Here is an 18,336-nt window from a genome sequence, read left to right as displayed (position 1 = left end):
ATGAGTCTGTACGGCAGCCGTTACACGTCAAGGAACCGGACATCCCTCGCGTTCCTGATGATGAACGACCTGCGCGCCTCGACGTCCTCGCCCATCAGCACGGTGAACATCTCATCGGCCTGGGCGGCGTCGTCGAGGGTGACCTGAAGGAGGACCCGGGTCGCCGGGTTCATCGTGGTGTCCCAGAGCTGGGCGGCGTTCATCTCGCCCAGACCCTTGAAGCGCTGAACGCCGTCGTGCATGCGCGGGTCGCGCCGGCCGTTGGCGATGCCGGCCTCGATGATGGAGTCGCGCTCGCGGTCGGAGTAGGCGTAGCTGGCGTCCTCACCCTTCCGGTCCCACTTGATCTTGTAGAGCGGGGGCTGGGAGAGGTAGACGTGCCCCGCCTCGATGAGCGGCCTCATGAAGCGGAACAGCAGCGTCAGCAGCAGGGTGGTGATGTGCTGACCGTCGACGTCGGCGTCCGCCATAAGGATGAGCTTGTGGTAGCGGAGCTTGGCGATGTCGAACTCGGCGTGCACGCCGGTGCCGAGCGCGGTGATCAGCGCCTGCACCTCGTTGTTCTTGAGCACGCGGTCGATGCGGGCCTTCTCGACGTTCAGGATCTTGCCGCGGATGGGCAAGATGGCCTGGAACTTCGGGTCGCGGCCGCCCTTGGCGGAGCCGCCCGCGGAGTCGCCCTCGACGATGTACAGCTCGCACTTCTCGGGCTCGGTCCACTGGCAGTCGGCGAGCTTGCCCGGCAACCCCGAACCGGCCTCCAGCAGCGACTTGCGCCGGGTGAGGTCGCGGGCCTGGCGGGCCGCGATGCGGGCGCGGGACGCCTGCAGCGACTTGTTGATGATCTCCTTGGCCTCGCCCGGGTTGCGCTCGAACCAGTCGCGCAGGAAGTCGTTGCAGGCCTTCTGCACGAACGACTTGGCCTCGGTGTTGCCGAGCTTGGTCTTGGTCTGGCCCTCGAACTGCGGGTCGGCGAGCTTCACCGAGATGATCGCCGTGAGGCCCTCACGGATGTCGTCACCGGTGAGGTTGTCGTCCTTGCCCTCCTTGAGGAACTTCTGCTCGCGGGCGTAACGGTTGACGATCGTCGTCAGCGCCGCGCGGAAGCCTTCCTCATGGGTGCCGCCCTCGGCGGTGTTGATGGTGTTGGCGAAGGTGTAGACCGACTCGCTGTAGGACCCGTTCCACTGCATGGCGATCTCGACGGAGATGCCCTCGCCCTCGGACTCGAAGTCGACGACCGAGTTATGGACGGGTTCCTTCTTGGCGTTGATGTGCCGGACGAAGTCGGACAGGCCGCCCTCGTAGTGGTAGGTCACCACATGCGGCTCGCCGTTCACGTGGTCGGGCCGCTCGTCGCGGATGACGATCGTCAGGCCCTTGTTGAGGAAGGCCATCTCCTGGAGCCGGCGCGACAGGGTCTCGAAATTCCACGTGGTGGTCTCGAAGATGGTGCCGTCGGCCCAGAAGGTGATCGAGGTGCCGGTCTCCTCGGTGGGCTCGCCCTTGACCAGGGGACCGGTGGGCTTGCTCTCGACGTACGACTGCCGCCAGTAGTGGCCCTCCGTCTTGATCTCCACCTCCAGGCGGGTGGATAGGGCGTTGACCACCGACACACCGACGCCGTGCAGGCCGCCGGAGACGGCGTAGGACTTGCTGTCGAACTTGCCGCCCGCGTGCAGGACGGTGAGGACGACCTCGACGGCGGGCCGCTGCTCGCCGGGGACGATTCCCACCGGGATGCCGCGGCCGTTGTCCACTACCCGGACGCCGTTGTCCGCGAGGAGAGTGACCTCGATGTGGTCGGCGTAGCCGGCGAGTGCCTCGTCGACGGAGTTGTCCACAACCTCCTGGACCAGGTGGTGGAGACCACGCTCTCCGGTCGAGCCGATGTACATGCCAGGGCGCTTACGAACCGCCTCAAGCCCTTCGAGAACGGTGATTGAGCTAGCGTCGTAGGACAAGTGCCAAATCCTCCTGCCGCGGACACGCGACAGGAGAGGCCGTGATGCGGCTGCTCCTGCCGTGCCCGTCACCGTCGTGAGTGCCTCGATGCGACCACCCGTGGGAGATCGGCGCGCGGCCGGGGGTGACTCGCATGCGGACGTGTCCGGAATCCGAGTTCATTCTACCGGTCAGAAGCGCATCAGGTGGCATTGACGGCCGCTGTGGTGGCCTGTCGGGCGTTGGATGCCTTACTGAGCATCCCCCCACGGGGGAGGGGGGTCACCGCCGCCACCGTGATTCTGATCGGTTTCCCCGGGGAAGAGCCCCCTCCGTCGCCGGCCGGGCGACGCTGTGAGCCCTTTGTCAACCATACGTGTCACGGGGGCCCCTGCTGCCGGTAACGCGCAGCCCGCCCGAGGGCCTCGGGCCGTTCTGCGGCCCGCGGACCTTCACCCGCTGGACCGTGCCGTCACCGAGCTCCTCGTTCAGCCGTCTGACCAGGGTGGAAGCGAGCAGCCGCACCTGCGTGGCCCAGGCGGTGGAGTCGGCGACGACCAGCACCTCGCCCTCGGAGAAGGTCTCCGGCTTGGTGTGCGCGGCGAGATCGGGCCCGACGATCTCGTGCCAGCGCCCGAACACCCCGCCGACCGCGAGCGGCTCCTCCCACCCCCGGTCGGCCAGCAGATCGCGGATGGCACGGCCGAAGAGCTGCGGATCGCCGGCGTCCCGGCGGGCGGCCGAGCGGCGGCGGGGCTCGCGCCGGGGAAGCTGCCCGCGCTTGGCGGCGTCGGCCTTGGCCTGGGCGAGCTTCTCGCGCGCGAGCGCCGCGCCGCGCGCCGCGACGATGTCGGGGGACTGGACTCCAGAGGTCTCACCTGACACGGGCGACGCTCCCTTCCGCGACGTCGAACCGGGCACCGGACAGCTGCGCGGGGACGTCCTCGGGCACCGCCGCGGTGATCAGGACCTGCTCGGCGGAGGCGACGATCTCGGCCAGGCTGCGCCGCCTGCGCGCGTCGAGCTCGGCGAAGACGTCATCGAGGATCAGCACAGGGTCGCCGCCCTCGGCCCTGAGCAGGTCGTAGGCGGCCAGGCGCAGCGCCAGCGCGAACGACCAGGACTCGCCGTGGCTGGCGTAGCCGCGCGCGGGCAGGTCGCCCAGCCGCAGCAGCAGGTCGTCGCGGTGCGGCCCGACGAGGGTGACGCCGCGTTCGAGTTCGGCCTGCCTGACCGCGAGCAGGCTCGCCCGCAGCGCCTCTTCCAAGGCGGAACGGTCCGGCAGGGCCTCCTCCAGGCCCAGGGTGCCCGAGGTGCCTGGGAGTGCCGCTTCGGGCGTTGTGGACGGCCCTGCGGCCGTGTGGCCTTCGCCGGGCGGAGACGGCGGCAGGCCGTCCACCGCTGTGGACAACGTGTGGCGGTACTCCATGCCGGCGGGGGCGGACGACGGGGCGAGCAGCGCGTAGGCCTTGGCCACCAGCGGGCGCAGCGCCGCCACGAGCTGGAGGCGGGCGGCGAGCAGCTCGGCGCCGTGGCGGGCGAGGTGGGCGTCCCAGACCTCCAGCGTGCTGAGCGCGTCCCCGGCGCCGGCCGCGGCGAACCCCGCCTCGGCCTCCTGCCGGCGCGAGCTCTGCCTGCGGCCAGGACGCGCCTGCATGGCGCTGCGGAGCAGGGCGCCCCGCTGCTTCAGCACCCGCTCGTAGTCGGCCCGCACCCCGGCGAAGCGGGGCGCCCGGGAGACCAGCAGGTCGTCCAGGAACCTGCGCCGGTCGGACGGGTCGCCCTTCACCAGCGCGAGGTCTTCGGGGGCGAACAGGACCGTGCGCAGCAGGCCGAGGATCTCGCGCGGCCGCGCGACCGGGGCGCGGTTGAGGCGGGCGCGGTTGGCCCGGCCTGGGTTGATCTCCAGCTCGACCAGGGCGCGGCGGTCGTCACGGACCACCACGGCACGGACGATCGCCCGGGTGGCGCCCTGACGGACCAGCGGCGCGTCGGTCGCCACCCGGAAGCTGCCGAGTGTCGCGACGTACCCCAGGGCCTCGACGAGGTTGGTCTTGCCCTGGCCGTTCGGGCCCACGAACGCCGTCACCCCCGGCTCCAGGGCCAGCTCCACGGAGGAGTAGGACCGGAAGTCGGTCAGCGACAGGTGGGCGACATGCACCCCACGAAGGTTACTGGGCCCCTACGACAACATCAGTACAACTTCCGACACCGTTCACACCGCCACCACCACGACGGCACCGCACGCCCCCTCAAGGGCGCCCCGAGCCGCCGAGCGGAGCGAGGCCGAGGTGCTCAGTGTCCGTCGATCGGGGGGGTGACGTCCGCGCCGGGGGCGTCGGCGCCTTTGGTGTGCTGGCCCTCGACGGAGGCCACCGCGTGGCCGCCGAACTGGTTGCGCAGGGCCGCGACCATCTTCATGGCCGGGGAGTCCTCCTGGCGCGAGGAGAAGCGCGCGTACAGGGCCGCCGTGATGGCCGGGAGCGGCACGGCGTGGTCGACGGCGGCCTGGACCGTCCAGCGGCCCTCCCCGGAGTCCTCGGCGTAGCCCTTGAGCTCCGACAGGTCGGGATCCTGGTCCAGGGCGCGCACCAGCAGGTCGAGCAGCCAGGAGCGGATCACCGTGCCGGTGCGCCAGCTCTTGAAGGCGCCCGGCACGTCGGTGACGATGTCGGTGGCCTCCAGCAGCTCCCAGCCCTCGGCGAACGCCTGCATGATGCCGTACTCGATGCCGTTGTGGACCATCTTGGCGAAGTGGCCGGCGCCCACCGTGCCGGCGTGGACGAAGCCGTCCTCGCCCTCGGGCTTGAGCGACTCGAAGATCGGCATGAGGCGGCCGACGGCGTCGGCGTCGCCGCCGACCATCAGGGCGTAGCCGTTCTGCAGGCCCCACACCCCGCCGCTGACGCCCACGTCGACGAAGCCGATGTCGCGGGCGCCGAGCTGGTCGGCGTGCTTCTTGTCGTCGAGGTAGTGGGAGTTGCCCCCGTCCACCACGATGTCGCCCGGCGACAGCGCCTCGCAGAGTTGGTCGATCGTGGCCCTGGTCGGCGCGCCGGCCGGGACCATGACCCACACCACGCGGGGCGCCTGCAGCCGCTGGACGAGCTCGTCGAGGCTGGAGACGTCGCTGGACTCGGGGTTGCGATCGTAGCCGACCACGTCATGCCCGGCACGGCGCAGCCGCTCGGCCATGTTGCCGCCCATCTTGCCCAGCCCGATCATGCCGATCTGCATCGCAGCCACCCCTTGCCAAGATCTCCGTCATCGACGACGTGTCCCACGCGCCGTACCCTGCCCCGCCCCGTCCATTCGATGTGGACCAGGGGGATCCTAACTGGACAGTCTGATGGGCATGATGAGGTACCTGTAGTCGGGGGTGGCACCGTCGTCCACAGGCTTGCCACCAGTGAGGATGGCGGGCTTGGTGGAGGTGGTGAACTGCAGCCGCGCCACGTCGGAGTCGATCGCGCCCAGGCCCTCGAGCAGGAACTGGTGGTTGAACGCGATGTTGATCTCGTCGCCGTCGAAGTCGACCGGGAGCACCTCGACCGCCTGGGCCTCGTCGCCGCTGCCGGCCTCCAGCACGACCTCGCCGCCGTGGAAGGCCAGGCGCACCGGGGTGTTGCGCTCGGCGACCAGCGCGACGCGCTTGACCGCCTCGACGAACGCGGAGGTGGCGAGGTCGGCGTGGGCGGAGAACTCCGTCGGCAGCAGGGAGCGGTACTTCGGGAACTCCGGGTCCAGGAGCCGGGTCGTGGTGCGCCGGCCGGCGCTGGAGAAGCCGATCATGCCCTCGCCGGTGCCGCCGGAGGAGCTGAGGGCGATCTCGACCTCGGCGCCCGTGGTCAGCGACTTGGCGGTGTCGGCGAGCGTCCTGCCCGGGATCATCGCGATGGCCGAGAAGTCGGGCTGGTCGGGCTGCCACTTCAGCTCGCGGACGGCCAGGCGGTAGCGGTCGGTCGCCGCGAGGGTCACGGTGTCGCCCTCGATCTCCATGCGCACGCCGGTGAGCATGGGCAGCGTGTCGTCCTTGCCGGCCGCCACGGCGACCTGGGCGACGGCCGAGGAGAAGATGTCGCTGCCGACCCGCCCGGCCGCCGGCGGCATCGCCGGGAGCGAGGGGTAGTCCTCGGCGGGCATCGTCAGCAGGGTGAAGCGGGCGCTTCCACAGGTGACGACCGCCTTGGCGCCCTCCACCACGAAGTCCACAGGCTGTGAGGGAAGCGCGCGGGTGATCTCGGCGAGCAGGCGGCCGGAGACGAGCACCAGGCCGGGGTCGCCGGTCTGCAGCTCGAGGGTCACCTCGGCGGAGACTTCGTAATCGAAGCCGGAGAGCTTGAGCTGCTGCTCCTCGGTGACCTCCAGCCTCATGCCCGCCAGCACCGGCACCGAGGGCCGGGCGGGAAGGCTTCGGGCGGTCCACGCGACCGCCTCTGCGAGTACGTCTCGGTCGACACGGAACATCACGTCGAACCGCCTCCTGTCGTTCTCGGCTGTGTCTTGATCGCGGTCTTGATCCCGGCTCGAGCGCTCCGCGCCGTTGATGCAAGTGTTCACCCTCCCGCACGGGAGGACCGCGAGAACCCTTCTATGGGTCTTGAGTTCTTAGTAGAGAGAGATACAGGTAATCACCTTAGGGGCCGTGGATACTGTGGAAGATGGGTGTCCTCCCAGCTCAGGGCCGCTTTTTTGTCCACCGCGCCTGTGGGTGGGCGGTGCATTGTCACGCCCGGCCTGGGGATGACCGCAGGTTGCACACAGGCCGTCCCCAGTTTCCGGGGTCTTCATCCACCGGTCATCCACGAGGTTTCCACCGGTTATCCACGGGGTAAGGGACCTTCTCGGACCTGCCTTCGAGCTCCGCCCACAGGGCGTCCCCAGCTCGTCCACGAGTAGTCCCCAGGTCTTCCCCAGGTTGTCCCCAGAGTTGTCCCCAGGCTCTGAATTCGAGTTTCCCGACCGGACGCTTGCTTGTTCGCCGTCGAGAGCGGGCATTCCGGCCATTCAATGACACCTTGCGCTGATCCACAGAGATATCCACAGGCTGTGGATCATCACGCGTTGCGTGAATTCTGCTTGATGCGGTTCGTGAGCTCTGTGACCTGGTTGTACATCGACCGCCGCTCGGCCATCAGCGACCGGATCTTGCGTTCGGCGTGCATGACCGTCGTGTGGTCACGGCCGCCGAACTGCTGGCCGATCTTGGGCAGCGACAGGTCGGTGAGCTCGCGTGCGAGGTACATGGCGATCTGCCGGGCGGTCACCAGCACGCGTGAGCGCGAGCTGCCGCACAGGTCGTCGATCGACAGCCCGAAGTAGGCCGCCGTCTGCGCCATGATCGTCGCGATGGTGATCTCGGTGCTGGAGTCCTCGGTGATGAGGTCCTTGAGCACGACCTCGGCGAGCTGCAGGTCGACGGACTGCCGGTTGAGGCTGGCGAACGCCGTCACCCGGATGAGCGCGCCTTCCAGCTCGCGGATGTTGGTGGAGATCTTGCTGGCGATGTACTCGAGCACGTCGCCGGGGGCCGCCAGCCCCTCCTGTATCGCCTTCTTGCGGAGGATGGCGATGCGCGTCTCCAGCTCCGGAGGCTGGACGTCGGTGATCAGGCCCCACTCGAAGCGGTTGCGGAGCCGGTCCTCCAGCGTCACCAGCTGCTTGGGCGCCCGGTCGCTGGAGATGACGATCTGCTTGTTGGCGTTGTGCAGGGTGTTGAAGGTGTGGAAGAACTCCTCCTGCGTCTGTTCCTTGCCCTCCAGGAACTGGATGTCGTCCACGAGCAGGATGTCAACAGCCCGGTAACGCGCCCGGAACCCGTCGGCCTTGTGGTCGCGGATGGAGTTGATGAAGTCGTTGGTGAACTCCTCCGAGCTCACGTACCGCACCCGGGCGCCGTCGTACAGCCGCTGCGCGTAGTGGCCGATGGCGTGCAGCAGGTGGGTCTTGCCGAGGCCGGAGTCGCCGTAGATGAACAGCGGGTTGTACGCCTTGGCCGGAGCCTCGGCGACCGCGACGGCGGCCGCGTGCGCGAAGCGGTTGGACGCGCCGATGACGAAGGTCTCGAAGGTGTACTTCGGGTTCAGGCGGCCCGGCTCCCCCGGCTTGCCGCCCCGGCCGTCCCAGCGGTTCTGCACGGGACGGTCATAGGCCTCGGGCTCCTGGCGCGGGCGGGGCGGCCGGCTGTCGGAGCCGCCCGCGAACGGAGGTTGTCCACCGTAGCCGCCCGCCTGTGGAGAATGCGGAGGATAAGGACGCGACGCGTCGCCCTGCTGGGGATACGCCTGCGGCGACTCGCCGCGGGAGTACGGCTGCGCGCCGTCGCCGCGCGGGTAGGGCTGTGCGGCCTCGCCCTGCGTGTAAGGCTGCTGGCCGTCGTTGCGCGAGGTGTAGGGCTGGGACGACTCTCCGCGTGGGAACGCCTGCTGGCCGTCGGCGCCGGAGTAGGACTGCCCGGGCTCGCCGTGCTGGAAGGGCTGCGCCCCGTCGCCGCGAGGATACGGCTGGGAGGCGGGGGCATCCTGCTGGGAGGGATGCCCCTTCTCCTGGCCCGGCTGGCCGGGTTGGGCCGGCCGGCCGGGGAAGCCCTCGGCCGCACCCTGGTAGCTGTCCTGGCGGTAAGCCTGGGACGACCCCACCGGGCCGCCTCCATAAGGCTCGTCGGAGTTTCCCCCATAGGGATAGGAGTACGGCTGCGCCTGTGGCCTGCCCTGTGGATAGTCGGTGGACGAGCCCTGGTCGGGGAAGGACTGCTGGCCCATGGAACCCGGCCTGCCAGGCTGTCCGTACCCCTGCTGAGGTTGTCCACCATGGGGATAACCCGGCGAGGGAGCCTGGGGATATCCCTCGGGCCCGGGGCCCTGCGGGTCGCCGGCGACGGCCACGGGGTCGACCATGACGGCCACCCGCATCGGCCGGCCGAACTCCTGTGAGAGCGCCTGCGCGATCAGCGGCCGCAGCTTGGTCTCAAGGACGTCCTTGGCGAAGTCGTTGGGGGCGGCGAGGATGATCGTGTCGTTCACGAGCCCGAACGGCCGGGTCATGTTCAGCCACGCGCGCTGCTGGGGCGGAACGCTGCCCTCGGCGAAGCTCTCCAGCGCCCGGGCCCACAATGGGCCGAGGTCGACGCCATCCATTGTCCGGCCCCTCCTCCCTAACGCGGCCCCCGCACGCTCGCCGCGATCTGTTTTCCACATGGACGCCTGCCGGAGCACGCTCCGTCGGCGCCGGGCCTCGCGGCTGTCCCCACAGCTTTATCCGCAGGCTGCCTCCGGTGGTCCACAACGGGTCCACATGCAGTCCACAGAGTGTCCACAGGGGTCACTCGTGGTCCACAACCTTCCAGGTGCGCTTCCGCGCACATCGGTGAGTTGGAGGGAAGGTCCGGAGGGCCGACAGTAGCGTTGTGCACATCCCTGTTCAAGACGTTGTCCACAGCCTAGTGGCAGGCTGGGGGCGAGATGGTGCACATACTGTGGATGACGCGGCGGCGGTGGAAATCCGCCCTGTGGAATAGTGGATAACCTGGGACGGGTCCTCCGGCGCGGGGTCCTCCGGCCGGGTCGGCCGTCCGCTTCGTGAGACACGCGCGCGCCGTTCCGGTTTGACCTCCGGGCTCCCGGGCCCGTAACGTACGACGGTCGGCTTGTCGCGCGACGGCACTTTGGCGTGCCCACGCATTCGGCAGGCCCAAGCCCTGTGTGTCAATCGCTCGCACCGTGTGCGGGTGAACTCAAGCCTGGAGCCCACTCGTGAGCAAGCGTACTTTCCAGCCGAACAACCGTCGCCGCGCGAAGACCCACGGCTTCCGGCTGCGCATGCGCACGCGGGCCGGTCGCGCCATCCTCGCCGCCCGCCGCCGCAAGGGCCGCGCGGAGCTGTCCGCCTGACAGCGCGGAGCGCCCGGTGCGTGCTCGTCTCGCCCGTCGGAACTGACCGGCGGGCGATAGCCGTGCCCGGGCACCTGTCGGTCTGAGAGCAGGTCCATCCGTGTTGCCGTCCGCTTTTCGAATGCGCCGGGGCGAGGAGTTCGCGAGCGCCATCCGGAAGGGCAGGCGCGCCGGGCGCCCCACCCTGGTCGCCCACTTCAGCGACCGGGGCGATCCCCGCGATCCTCCCCTGGTCGGCTTCGTGGTCAGCAAGGCCGTCGGTGGCGCGGTGGTCCGCAACCAGGTCAAGCGCCGGCTGAGGCACCTGATGCGCGACCGCCTGCACACGCTGCCGCGAGGTAGCCTGCTTGTTGTACGCGCCAATCCACAGGCGGCGTCCGCGCGAAGCGAGCACCTCGCCGCCGAGCTCGACGTCGCGCTGGACCGGTTGATCGGACGGCGGGCGTCGGGGCGACGGTCCGATCGCCCGGCCGCGACGGATGGACAGGCATGACCAACGGAGATCCAGAGGCGAGAGAGCGGGACGCGGGCGTGCAGGCGATCCCCGCGCAGACCGCGACCGTGGACGCGGGGCGTCCTCCCGCGATCTCGGCGGGCGCCCGTGTCCTCATCGCCCCGATCCGGTTCTATCGAGCCTTCATAAGCCCCCTCCTTGGGCCGCGATGCCGCTTCGAACCGTCCTGCAGTGCCTATGGCCTCGAGGCGATCGCCGTACACGGCGCGTTGCGCGGGCTGTGGCTGACCGCCAGGCGAATCGGGCGTTGCCACCCCTTCCACCCGGGAGGTTACGACCCGGTGCCCCCGCGCCCGGTCCGGTCCCACGACGAAACGCAAGGGAGCTAGCTCGGTGGAGCTGACATTCCTGGAACCGCTGTACACCGCCGTAGCGACGGTGATCGCGTGGATTCACGCGGCGTACAGCGTCATCATTCCCCCCGACAACGGGCTGAACTGGGCACTGACCATCATCACGCTCACCGTGCTGATGCGTCTGCTGATCTTCCCGCTCTTCCTCAAGCAGATGCGCTCGTCGAAGAAGATGCAGGAACTCGCCCCCAAGGTGCAAGAGCTGCGCAAGCGGTACAAGAACGACAAGCAGCGCATGAACCAGGAGGTCATGAAGGTCTACCAGGAGGCCGGCGCCAACCCGCTGGGCGGCTGCCTGCCCGTGGTGGCCCAGTTCCCGATCTTCATCTCGGTGTTCACCGTGCTGCGGTCGATCGCGGAGGACAAGGCCGCCCACGGCATGTCGCAGCAGATGGTCGACTCCGCCCGATCGGCCCACATCTTCGGCGCGCCCATCCCGGCGACCTTCTTCACCAGCGGCGCGGAGATCCACGCCCTGGGCGCCGACCCGATCATCACGAAGATTATTTTGGGCATTTTCGTCGCGATCAGCTCCACCACGACCTTCCTCACGGTGCGGCAGAGCGTCACGCGGTCCATGGCGCAGATGCCCGACAACCCCATGGCGCAGCAGCAGAAGATCCTGATGTACATCTCGCCGCTGTTCGCGATCTTCAGCCTCAACTTCGCTCTCGGCCTTATCCTTTACTGGGTCACCACCAACCTGTGGACGCTCGGTCAGCAACACTGGTTCTACAGCCGGCACCCGATGCCGGTGGTGGACGCCAAGGGCAACATGGTGACACCCGAGCCCAAGCCGGGCCTGCTGAGTAAGATCCTTCCGGGGAAGGCCGACGCCAAGGAGCCCGCCGACGCGCCGCCGCCCGCTCCCGAACAGAAGGTCATTCGCCAGCAGCCCACGCGGCAGCCGCGCAGCAAGCGCACAGGTAGCAAGAAGCCGTAGCCGGTTGTGTTGAAGGAGAGTCCGGACGTGACCGAAGTCAACGAGGAGCAGGCCCCGAAGGCCGCGCCCGACATCGCCGCCCTCGAGCAGGAGGGCGAGATCGCGGCCGACTACCTCGAAGGTCTGCTGGACATCGCCGACCTCGACGGCGACATCGACATGGACGTCGAAGGCGACCGTGCCCTCGTGTCGATCGTTGACATCAAGGGCAACGACCTCGTCGGCGCCAACGGCGAGGTGCTGGAAGCGCTGCAGGAGCTCACCCGTCTCGCGGTGCACCGCCGCACGGGCGAGCGCTCGCGCCTGATGCTCGACGTCGCCGGCTATCGGCAGGGCAAGCGCGCCGAGCTGACCAAGCTGGGCGCCAAGGCCGCCGAGGACGTCAAGCGCTCCGGCGAGGCCAAGTCCCTGCAGCCGATGACGCCCTTCGAGCGCAAGATCGTGCACGACGCCGTCGCCGCGGCCGGCCTGCGGAGCGAGTCCGAGGGCGAGGAGCCCGAGCGCTACGTCGTCGTCCTGCCCGCCTGACGGCGGAGGGCGCCCGCGCCTGAGCGGGCGCAGCGGACCGACCGGGGCATCCCGGAAGAGGGCCGCCGATCTTGCGGATCGGCGGCCCTTGGGCTGTCCGGACCCCGCTTGCCCGCGGGAGCCGGGCAACCCGATGCGTCGCTCAAGTTGTATCGCCGGCGGCGGTCGCGCCGCTCCCCCGCCCGGCCCGCCTGCCGAATCCATACGCGAACTTGTACCGCGGCCGCCCGGAGCTTTTCCCCGTCCTGTCCGGCTCCGCCGATCGGACACGTCGAGCCCGCCGATCGGGCCCGCGAACCCACCGATCGGACGCGTCGAGCCGTCGGGGACGGCGGGGAGGGCTACCCTTACGCGAAGATATGGTGACCGTTCTAGTTGAGTGAGTGATGGCGGAAAGCGAAGAACTGCCCGACGCGCCCGATGCTGCGCGCGCGGTCTTCACCGGTGAAGCGTGGCCCCGGGCCCGGGCGTTCGCGGAGATGCTGGCCGGCCCCGGCGTCGTGCGAGGGCTGCTCGGCCCCAGAGAGGTCCCGCGCATCTGGGACCGGCACCTGCTCAACTGCGCCGTGGTGGCCGAGGCCGTGCCCGAGGACGCCCGCCTGGTCGACATCGGCTCCGGCGCCGGGCTGCCCGGCATCGTGCTGGCGATCGTGCGTCCCGACGTGACGGTGACGCTCCTGGAACCGCTCCTGCGCAGGACGACGTTCCTGGAGGAGTGCGTGGAGGGGCTGAAGCTGGACAATGTGGAAGTAGTGCGCGGGCGTGCCGAGGAACTCGCGGGCAAGCGGGACTTCGACGTGGCCTCCGCCCGCGCCGTCGCGCCGCTCGACCGCCTGCTCGCCTGGTCGCTGCCCCTGCTGCGCGAGGGCGGACAGCTCCTGGCGATGAAGGGGGAACGGGCCGCCGAGGAACTCGACGCCGCGGCACAGCAATTGCAGGCCTATGGCGTGCATTCCGCCGAGCTTGTCACAGTCGGGCGCGGTAAGGTCGATCCGCCCGCGACTCTTGTCCGGGTGGTCGCCGGACGCTCGCCAGCACGAAGTGCACAGGGTGCGCGGCGCCGACGGAAGAGGTGACGGTTATGCCGGATACGGCAGGCGGCCTTGGATGGCCCGCTGGTCATGTCTCCGCCACGGGCGGAAGGCCCACGGGGCTCGGCTGGCCGACTTCCCCTGATGCCGCCATGCCGGTTGAAAGGACGACGACCGTGTCTCAGCCCCCCCTTAACCCCGGCGATTCGCCGCTGGTCCGAGAGGCGCTCAGCTCAGTGGTTTCACGTGAAACAGCACCATCCGCTCCCGTGGCCGCCGCTTCGATCGGCTACTCGTCCTCCTTGCAGGAGGGCGACTGGCCCCGACCCCCGAAGCCGCGGATCATCACCATCGCCAACCAGAAGGGCGGCGTCGGTAAGACCACGACCGCCGTCAACCTGGCGGCCGGGCTGTCGATGCACGGCCAGCGCGTGCTCGTCGTCGACCTCGACCCCCAGGGCAACGCCTCCACCGCGCTGTCCGTCGAGCACCGCGGCGACATTCCGTCGGTCTACCAGGTGCTGGTCGAGGATCTGCCGCTGGCCGAGATCGTCAGCCCGGTGCCCGACATGCCCAACCTGTACTGCGCGCCGGCCACCATCGGCCTGGCCGGCGCCGAGATCGAGCTGGTCTCGCTGGTCGCCCGGGAGGCGCGGCTCAAGCGCGCGCTGGAGGCGTTCGACGCCGTCGACCTGGACTACATCTTCATCGACTGCCCGCCGTCCCTCGGCCTGCTCACCGTGAACGCCATGGTGGCCGCCGAGGAGGTCATGATCCCCATCCAGTGTGAGTACTACGCGCTGGAAGGCGTCAGCCAGCTGCTGCAGAACGTCGAACTCGTCCGGGTGCACCTGAACCAGAAGCTCAAGGTCTCCACCATCCTGCTCACGATGTACGACGGCCGTACGCGGCTGGCGTCCCAGGTGGCCGACGAGGTGCGGTCCCATTTCGGGGACACGGTGCTCAACACGGTCATCCCCCGGAGCGTCCGGGTGTCCGAGGCGCCCAGCTACGGCCAGTCCGTGCTCACCTACGACGCCGGCTCCAGCGGTGCCATGGCGTATATGGAAGCGGCGCGGGAGATCGCCTTCCGCGCCGCGGCGTTGGCGGGAAGCTGACCCCGTCCGGCAGCGGTACCCTCCTGTGGAGTGTCCTGCGCCGGGTTCCGGTGGTTCGGCCGAGATCGAGTGGAATACGCGGCGACAGAGGCGGTGCCGGTGGTGACCGTCTCCGCGCGGGCGTGGCGTTGGGCGAGGAGGATTCGTGGCTCAGCAGAAGCGTGGTGGACTGGGGAAGGGACTCGGGGCCCTGATCCCCACCGGGCCGATCGTCGAGGCGCCGAGCCAACCGACGGCCGCGCCCGCGGAGCCCCGTCCGGCCGATGACGGGCCGAAGCCGGTCGCGGGCGCGTACTTCCTGGAGATCCCGGTCAAGTCGATCATCCCGAACGCCCGGCAGCCCAGGGACATCTTCGACGACGAGGCTCTGCGCGAGCTGGCCGACTCCATCGGCGAGGTCGGGCTGCTCCAGCCCATCGTGGTGCGCGCGGCGGATGACGATCGCTACGAGCTCATCATGGGCGAGCGACGGTGGCGCGCCTCCAAGCTGCTGGGGATGACGGAGATCCCGGCGATCGTCCGAAGCACCCAGGACGACGAGATGCTCCGCGAGGCGCTCATCGAGAACCTCCAGCGGGAGCAGCTCAACGCGCTGGAGGAGGCCGCCGCGTACCGCCAGTTGCTGGACGACTTCGGCGCCACCCACGAGCAGCTCGCACAGCGGGTCGGGCGCTCTCGATCGCACATCACCAACACCCTGCGCCTGATGAACCTGCCCGCCAACGTGCAGAAGCGGGTGGCCGCCGGGACGATCAGCGCGGGGCACGCGCGGGCGCTGCTCACCCTCAGCGATCCGGCGGCGCAGGAGCACCTGGCCGGCCGCATCGTCGCCGAAGGGCTCTCCGTGCGGACCGTGGAGGAGATCGTCTCGATGGGGGAGGCGACCGCTGCTCCGGCTCCCCGTGCCCGCCGGGTCAAGGACGCCCCCGAGCCCGTCCTCACCAACCTCGCCCACCGGCTCTCCGATCACTTCGAGACCCGCGTCAAGGTCGACCTCGGCCGGCACAAGGGGCGCATCGTCGTCGAGTTCGCCACCATGGACGACCTCGAACGCATCATCGGCGCCATGGTCCCGGAAGCCGCCACCGCCATCCACGCCGCCGAAGACTGACCCTGCGAGGAGTAACCCGTCTCACGCCTGGCTCCCACCATGACCGTGCGTCCCGAACCGGCTCGATGATCCTGCCTGCCCTCCTGGATGCCGCCAGGAGGCGCAGTCTATTTCGGTGGGCGTGGTTTCACGTGAAACGGCGGGATCTCTTCGCCAGGCTCGCGTGTTCCTCGTTCAGTGCCTATCCGTGGCCAACTGGTGTTTCACGTGAAACCGTGTATCGTCCGGGCGGGATTCCCATCCTCGTCGGCCGTGGGGACGATGGGTGCCGGACACCTCTGACGCGGAGCGTTCGGGTGATATGGCCCCGTCAACTCGCCTGTCGGCGCCGATGTGTGCGACTCTGGTTGGCTCGGCGCCGATGGTGCCCGCCCTGCGGCCGACCAGGACCTCTACCTAGCCGACGTCCCCTGCTTCCATCCCACGTGTTCCTGCTGAGGGCTTATCAAGCCAGGAACCGCTCCGCGACCGCAGGAGCGAGCGGACCCACTCACCCGGCAAGCGGGTAGGTGGACCGGTATGGCGCCCATCCGATCTCTCATCACCATCTAGCGGTAGGGGATAGGTACGGAGCGGTGGCCGGCCGTTGCACCGGTGATCCGGCCGGCTTGGGAAGCGGTGGGTTAGCCCGAGATGGACGGCGCGACAGGTGATCGAGTGCAGCTGTCATCGGCGCCGGATAGGCCCGCCCCCGCATGCAGCTGATCGGGCGGACATGGCTGTCCACCCCGGTCGTCAGCCGCGAGACGGCTGCCGGTAGGGGAGAAGGCGGCCGGGCATGTCCCGTGATCCCGCCGGACCCTGCAGCAGCGGACGAGCCCGGCACCGGACGGCGTACAACCTCATGGGCCCAGCCGCGACCGGCAGTACGGATGAGCCCACCCCGGCATGCAGGTGGGTGGACCGGCATGCCTGCCCACCCACATCATCCAGCGCCGACACGGAATGACGATCGAGCAAAGCCCGGGAGCAGCGACCGGGCATGCGCCGGCGACGCGGCAACGGAAAACGGCGTGTAGCTGTCGGTCCACCTGCCGGTCTGCGGTGTGGGTCTGGCGGGTCCTCAGGTGACGGGGTCAGCCGAATTGAGTGATCGCCGTGTTGTGTTCGTGCCGTTCGGGCTTCGCTGCCTCGCGGCCGTCGTTGCAGCACTCATCCCGGGCGCGGACTCCGGCGCCACTTGCCCGTCGCCACCCCATGTCGGTGGTGGTTGGCCGGCCCGCGCTTCACACGCCCAGTCGTCACTCCACTGTCGGTGGATCGACCTGGTGGGCAGCCGTGCCGGTCCACCAACGCGCATGTATGCCGAGATGGACCACGCCACGGACCTCCGCACGATCGCCCACCATCACCTGGTGCCGGTGACATACGACAGGGTGGGCAGGTTTGTCCGGCTCGCCCACCGGCTGGCGAGGTGGACCCACCAAATGCTCTGTTGACGGCTCAGCCGGTTTGCGGTGGCTTCGTCTCCGTCGGCCCTTCGGTGTCAACGGCCCAGTGCGGTGGCGACGTACGTCTCGGTGCGGATCTTCGCGCGGTCCCCACTACGCCCGTCCTCTCACGGCACCTGGCCATAACGGAGTCCTCAGGGGAAGCGGGCAGGCGTCCAGCACGCCTGGCCGCCCGATCCGTCAGTCACCGGCCGTCAGTCACCGGCCGTCAGTCACCGGCCGTCAGTCACCGGCCGTCAGTCACCGGCCGTCAGTCACCGACACGCGGCAGCGGCAGGAGCCGGAACTTGTGGTGGCGGGTCGGCTCGTCACACGCTTCGCTGAGCCATGTTTCACGTGAAACGGCGCGGGCGGCGGCAGGGAAGTGGATCGGAAGGACAGGGATCAGGACGTCATGGACTTGAGGGTCAGCCGGATGTCGGCCACGAAGGTGTCGACATCTTCGGCGGAGGTGTCGAAGGCCGTCATCCAGCGCACGATTCCGAGCGAGGCGTCCCACACGTGGAACAGGTATCGCGCCTGGAGTTCGGCGATGGCCTCGGTCGGCAGGGCGGCGAAGACGGCGTTGGACTCGACCGGCCACGTGATGTCCAAGCCGGGGAGGCCGGCGACACCATCGGCCAACCGGCGCGCCATCGCGTTGGCGTGCTCGGCATTGCGCCGCCACAGCTCCTCGGTCAGCAGCGCGGAGACCTGGGCGGAGACGAAGCGCATCTTGGAGGCGAGCTGGAGCGTCTGCCGCCGCAGGTACGGCCCTGCCTCCGCGAGGTCGGGACGCAGGACGATCACGGCTTCGCCCACGAGGGCGCCGTTCTTGCTGGCGCCGAAGCTGACGACGTCTACCCCGGCGTCGGTGGTGAGCGCCCGCAGTGAACAGCCGAGGTGGGCGGCGGCGTTGGCCAGGCGGGCGCCGTCCATGTGGAGCAGCATGCCGTTGTCGTGGGCCGTCGCGGCGATCGCCGCGACTTCGTCGATGGTGTAGCAGGTGCCGAGCTCGGTCACCTGGGAGATGGACACCACGCTCGGCTGGACCTCGCTGATGTTGCCCCGGCCGCCGAGTCGGGCGGTGATGTCTCCCGGAGTCAGCTTCCCGTCGCGTGTCGGGACGGTGACGAGCTTCACCCCGAGCACCCGCTCGCTCGCCCCCGTCTCGTGGGTGGCGATGTGCGCGGTCTCGGGGCAGACGATCGCCTCGTACCGGCGTCCCAGCATCATGCTCAGCGACAGCATGTTGGCCCCGGTGCCGTTCAGCACGACGAGGCTGGTGGCCTGCTCGCCGAATTCGGAGCGCACCTGCCCGGCCAGGGAGGCGGTCCAGTCGTCGTCGCCGTACGCGGGGGCGTCGCCGGCGTTGGCGGCGGCCACGGCCGCGAGGACGGCCGGGTGCGCCCCGGCGTGGTTGTCGCTCGCGAAGCTCTTGGAGTGAAGCTGTTCGATCACGCCCGCAAGGCTAC

At 69.4% G+C, this 18,336-nt stretch carries 15 protein-coding genes; 8 read left to right on the top strand and 7 right to left on the bottom strand.

The genetic code is table 11. The features are described 5' to 3' along the window. Nucleotides 1–20 precede the first annotated feature (20 nt). The 6 genes from gyrB to dnaA all read right to left on the bottom strand — a co-directional run bounded on the left by gyrB (nt 21) and on the right by dnaA (nt 9,080). Complete coding sequence (gene gyrB / locus ACWEN6_RS20190; protein ID WP_452571731.1) at nt 21–1,964, bottom strand: DNA topoisomerase (ATP-hydrolyzing) subunit B; 1,944 nt, start codon at nt 1,962–1,964, stop codon at nt 21–23. A 346-nt stretch (nt 1,965–2,310) separates the two neighbouring features. Beyond that, nucleotides 2,311–2,829 carry a DUF721 domain-containing protein gene (locus tag ACWEN6_RS20185; RefSeq protein ID WP_354927663.1) on the bottom strand — a complete coding sequence of 173 codons (519 nt, stop codon included), beginning with the start codon at nt 2,827–2,829 and terminating at the stop codon, nt 2,311–2,313. After that, nucleotides 2,819–4,105 (bottom strand): DNA replication/repair protein RecF, encoded by a 1,287-nt coding sequence (gene recF / locus ACWEN6_RS20180; RefSeq protein WP_452571729.1) that lies wholly within the window; start codon nt 4,103–4,105, stop codon nt 2,819–2,821. Before recF ends, ACWEN6_RS20185 begins: the two co-directional genes overlap by 11 nt. A gap of 134 nt (nt 4,106–4,239) precedes the next feature. Next, nucleotides 4,240–5,190, bottom strand: coding sequence for a phosphogluconate dehydrogenase (NAD(+)-dependent, decarboxylating) (gnd, locus tag ACWEN6_RS20175; RefSeq protein ID WP_380831071.1), 951 nt, complete (start codon nt 5,188–5,190; stop codon nt 4,240–4,242). Nucleotides 5,191–5,277: 87 nt separating this feature from the next. Beyond that, complete coding sequence (dnaN, locus tag ACWEN6_RS20170) at nt 5,278–6,414, bottom strand: DNA polymerase III subunit beta (protein WP_354927657.1); 1,137 nt, start codon at nt 6,412–6,414, stop codon at nt 5,278–5,280. Nucleotides 6,415–7,001: 587 nt separating this feature from the next. Further along, a complete protein-coding gene (gene dnaA, locus ACWEN6_RS20165) occupies nt 7,002–9,080 on the bottom strand; it encodes a chromosomal replication initiator protein DnaA (protein ID WP_452571727.1) in 2,079 nt (692 codons plus the stop codon). A gap of 615 nt (nt 9,081–9,695) precedes the next feature. On the opposite strand from dnaA, the gene rpmH reads away from it, so the two are divergent. The 8 genes from rpmH to ACWEN6_RS20125 all read left to right on the top strand — a co-directional run bounded on the left by rpmH (nt 9,696) and on the right by ACWEN6_RS20125 (nt 15,431). Then, nucleotides 9,696–9,833: a 50S ribosomal protein L34 gene (gene rpmH, locus ACWEN6_RS20160; protein WP_010849920.1), complete on the top strand. Its 138-nt coding sequence runs from the start codon at nt 9,696–9,698 to the stop codon at nt 9,831–9,833. Between the two features lie 121 nt (nt 9,834–9,954). Next, on the top strand, nt 9,955–10,326 hold the full coding sequence (rnpA, locus tag ACWEN6_RS20155; RefSeq protein WP_380831075.1) for a ribonuclease P protein component: 372 nt from the start codon (nt 9,955–9,957) through the stop codon (nt 10,324–10,326). Between the two features lie 68 nt (nt 10,327–10,394). Further along, nucleotides 10,395–10,676, top strand: coding sequence for a membrane protein insertion efficiency factor YidD (gene yidD, locus ACWEN6_RS20150; protein WP_452571824.1), 282 nt, complete (start codon nt 10,395–10,397; stop codon nt 10,674–10,676). A 4-nt stretch (nt 10,677–10,680) separates the two neighbouring features. Continuing rightward, nucleotides 10,681–11,643 (top strand): membrane protein insertase YidC, encoded by a 963-nt coding sequence (gene yidC, locus ACWEN6_RS20145; protein ID WP_452571725.1) that lies wholly within the window; start codon nt 10,681–10,683, stop codon nt 11,641–11,643. Nucleotides 11,644–11,670: 27 nt separating this feature from the next. Continuing rightward, nucleotides 11,671–12,171: a Jag family protein gene (locus tag ACWEN6_RS20140; RefSeq protein ID WP_354852138.1), complete on the top strand. Its 501-nt coding sequence runs from the start codon at nt 11,671–11,673 to the stop codon at nt 12,169–12,171. Nucleotides 12,172–12,557: 386 nt separating this feature from the next. Next, nucleotides 12,558–13,247 carry a 16S rRNA (guanine(527)-N(7))-methyltransferase RsmG gene (rsmG, locus tag ACWEN6_RS20135; protein WP_354927650.1) on the top strand — a complete coding sequence of 230 codons (690 nt, stop codon included), beginning with the start codon at nt 12,558–12,560 and terminating at the stop codon, nt 13,245–13,247. Nucleotides 13,248–13,354: 107 nt separating this feature from the next. Further along, nucleotides 13,355–14,320, top strand: coding sequence for a ParA family protein (locus ACWEN6_RS20130; protein WP_380831079.1), 966 nt, complete (start codon nt 13,355–13,357; stop codon nt 14,318–14,320). Between the two features lie 145 nt (nt 14,321–14,465). After that, a complete protein-coding gene (locus ACWEN6_RS20125) occupies nt 14,466–15,431 on the top strand; it encodes a ParB/RepB/Spo0J family partition protein (protein ID WP_452571723.1) in 966 nt (321 codons plus the stop codon). 1,835 nt (nt 15,432–17,266) lie between these two features. Here ACWEN6_RS20125 and ACWEN6_RS20120 read toward each other — a convergent pair. Continuing rightward, entirely contained in the window at nt 17,267–18,322 is a 1,056-nt protein-coding gene (locus ACWEN6_RS20120) for a threonine aldolase family protein (protein ID WP_452571721.1), read from the bottom strand. Between the last annotated feature and the right edge of the window lie 14 nt (nt 18,323–18,336).

The organism is Sphaerisporangium sp. NPDC004334, from assembly GCF_053602655.1.
Note: the sequence above shows the minus strand (reverse complement) of the source record. Positions and strands in the feature narration are given on the sequence as shown.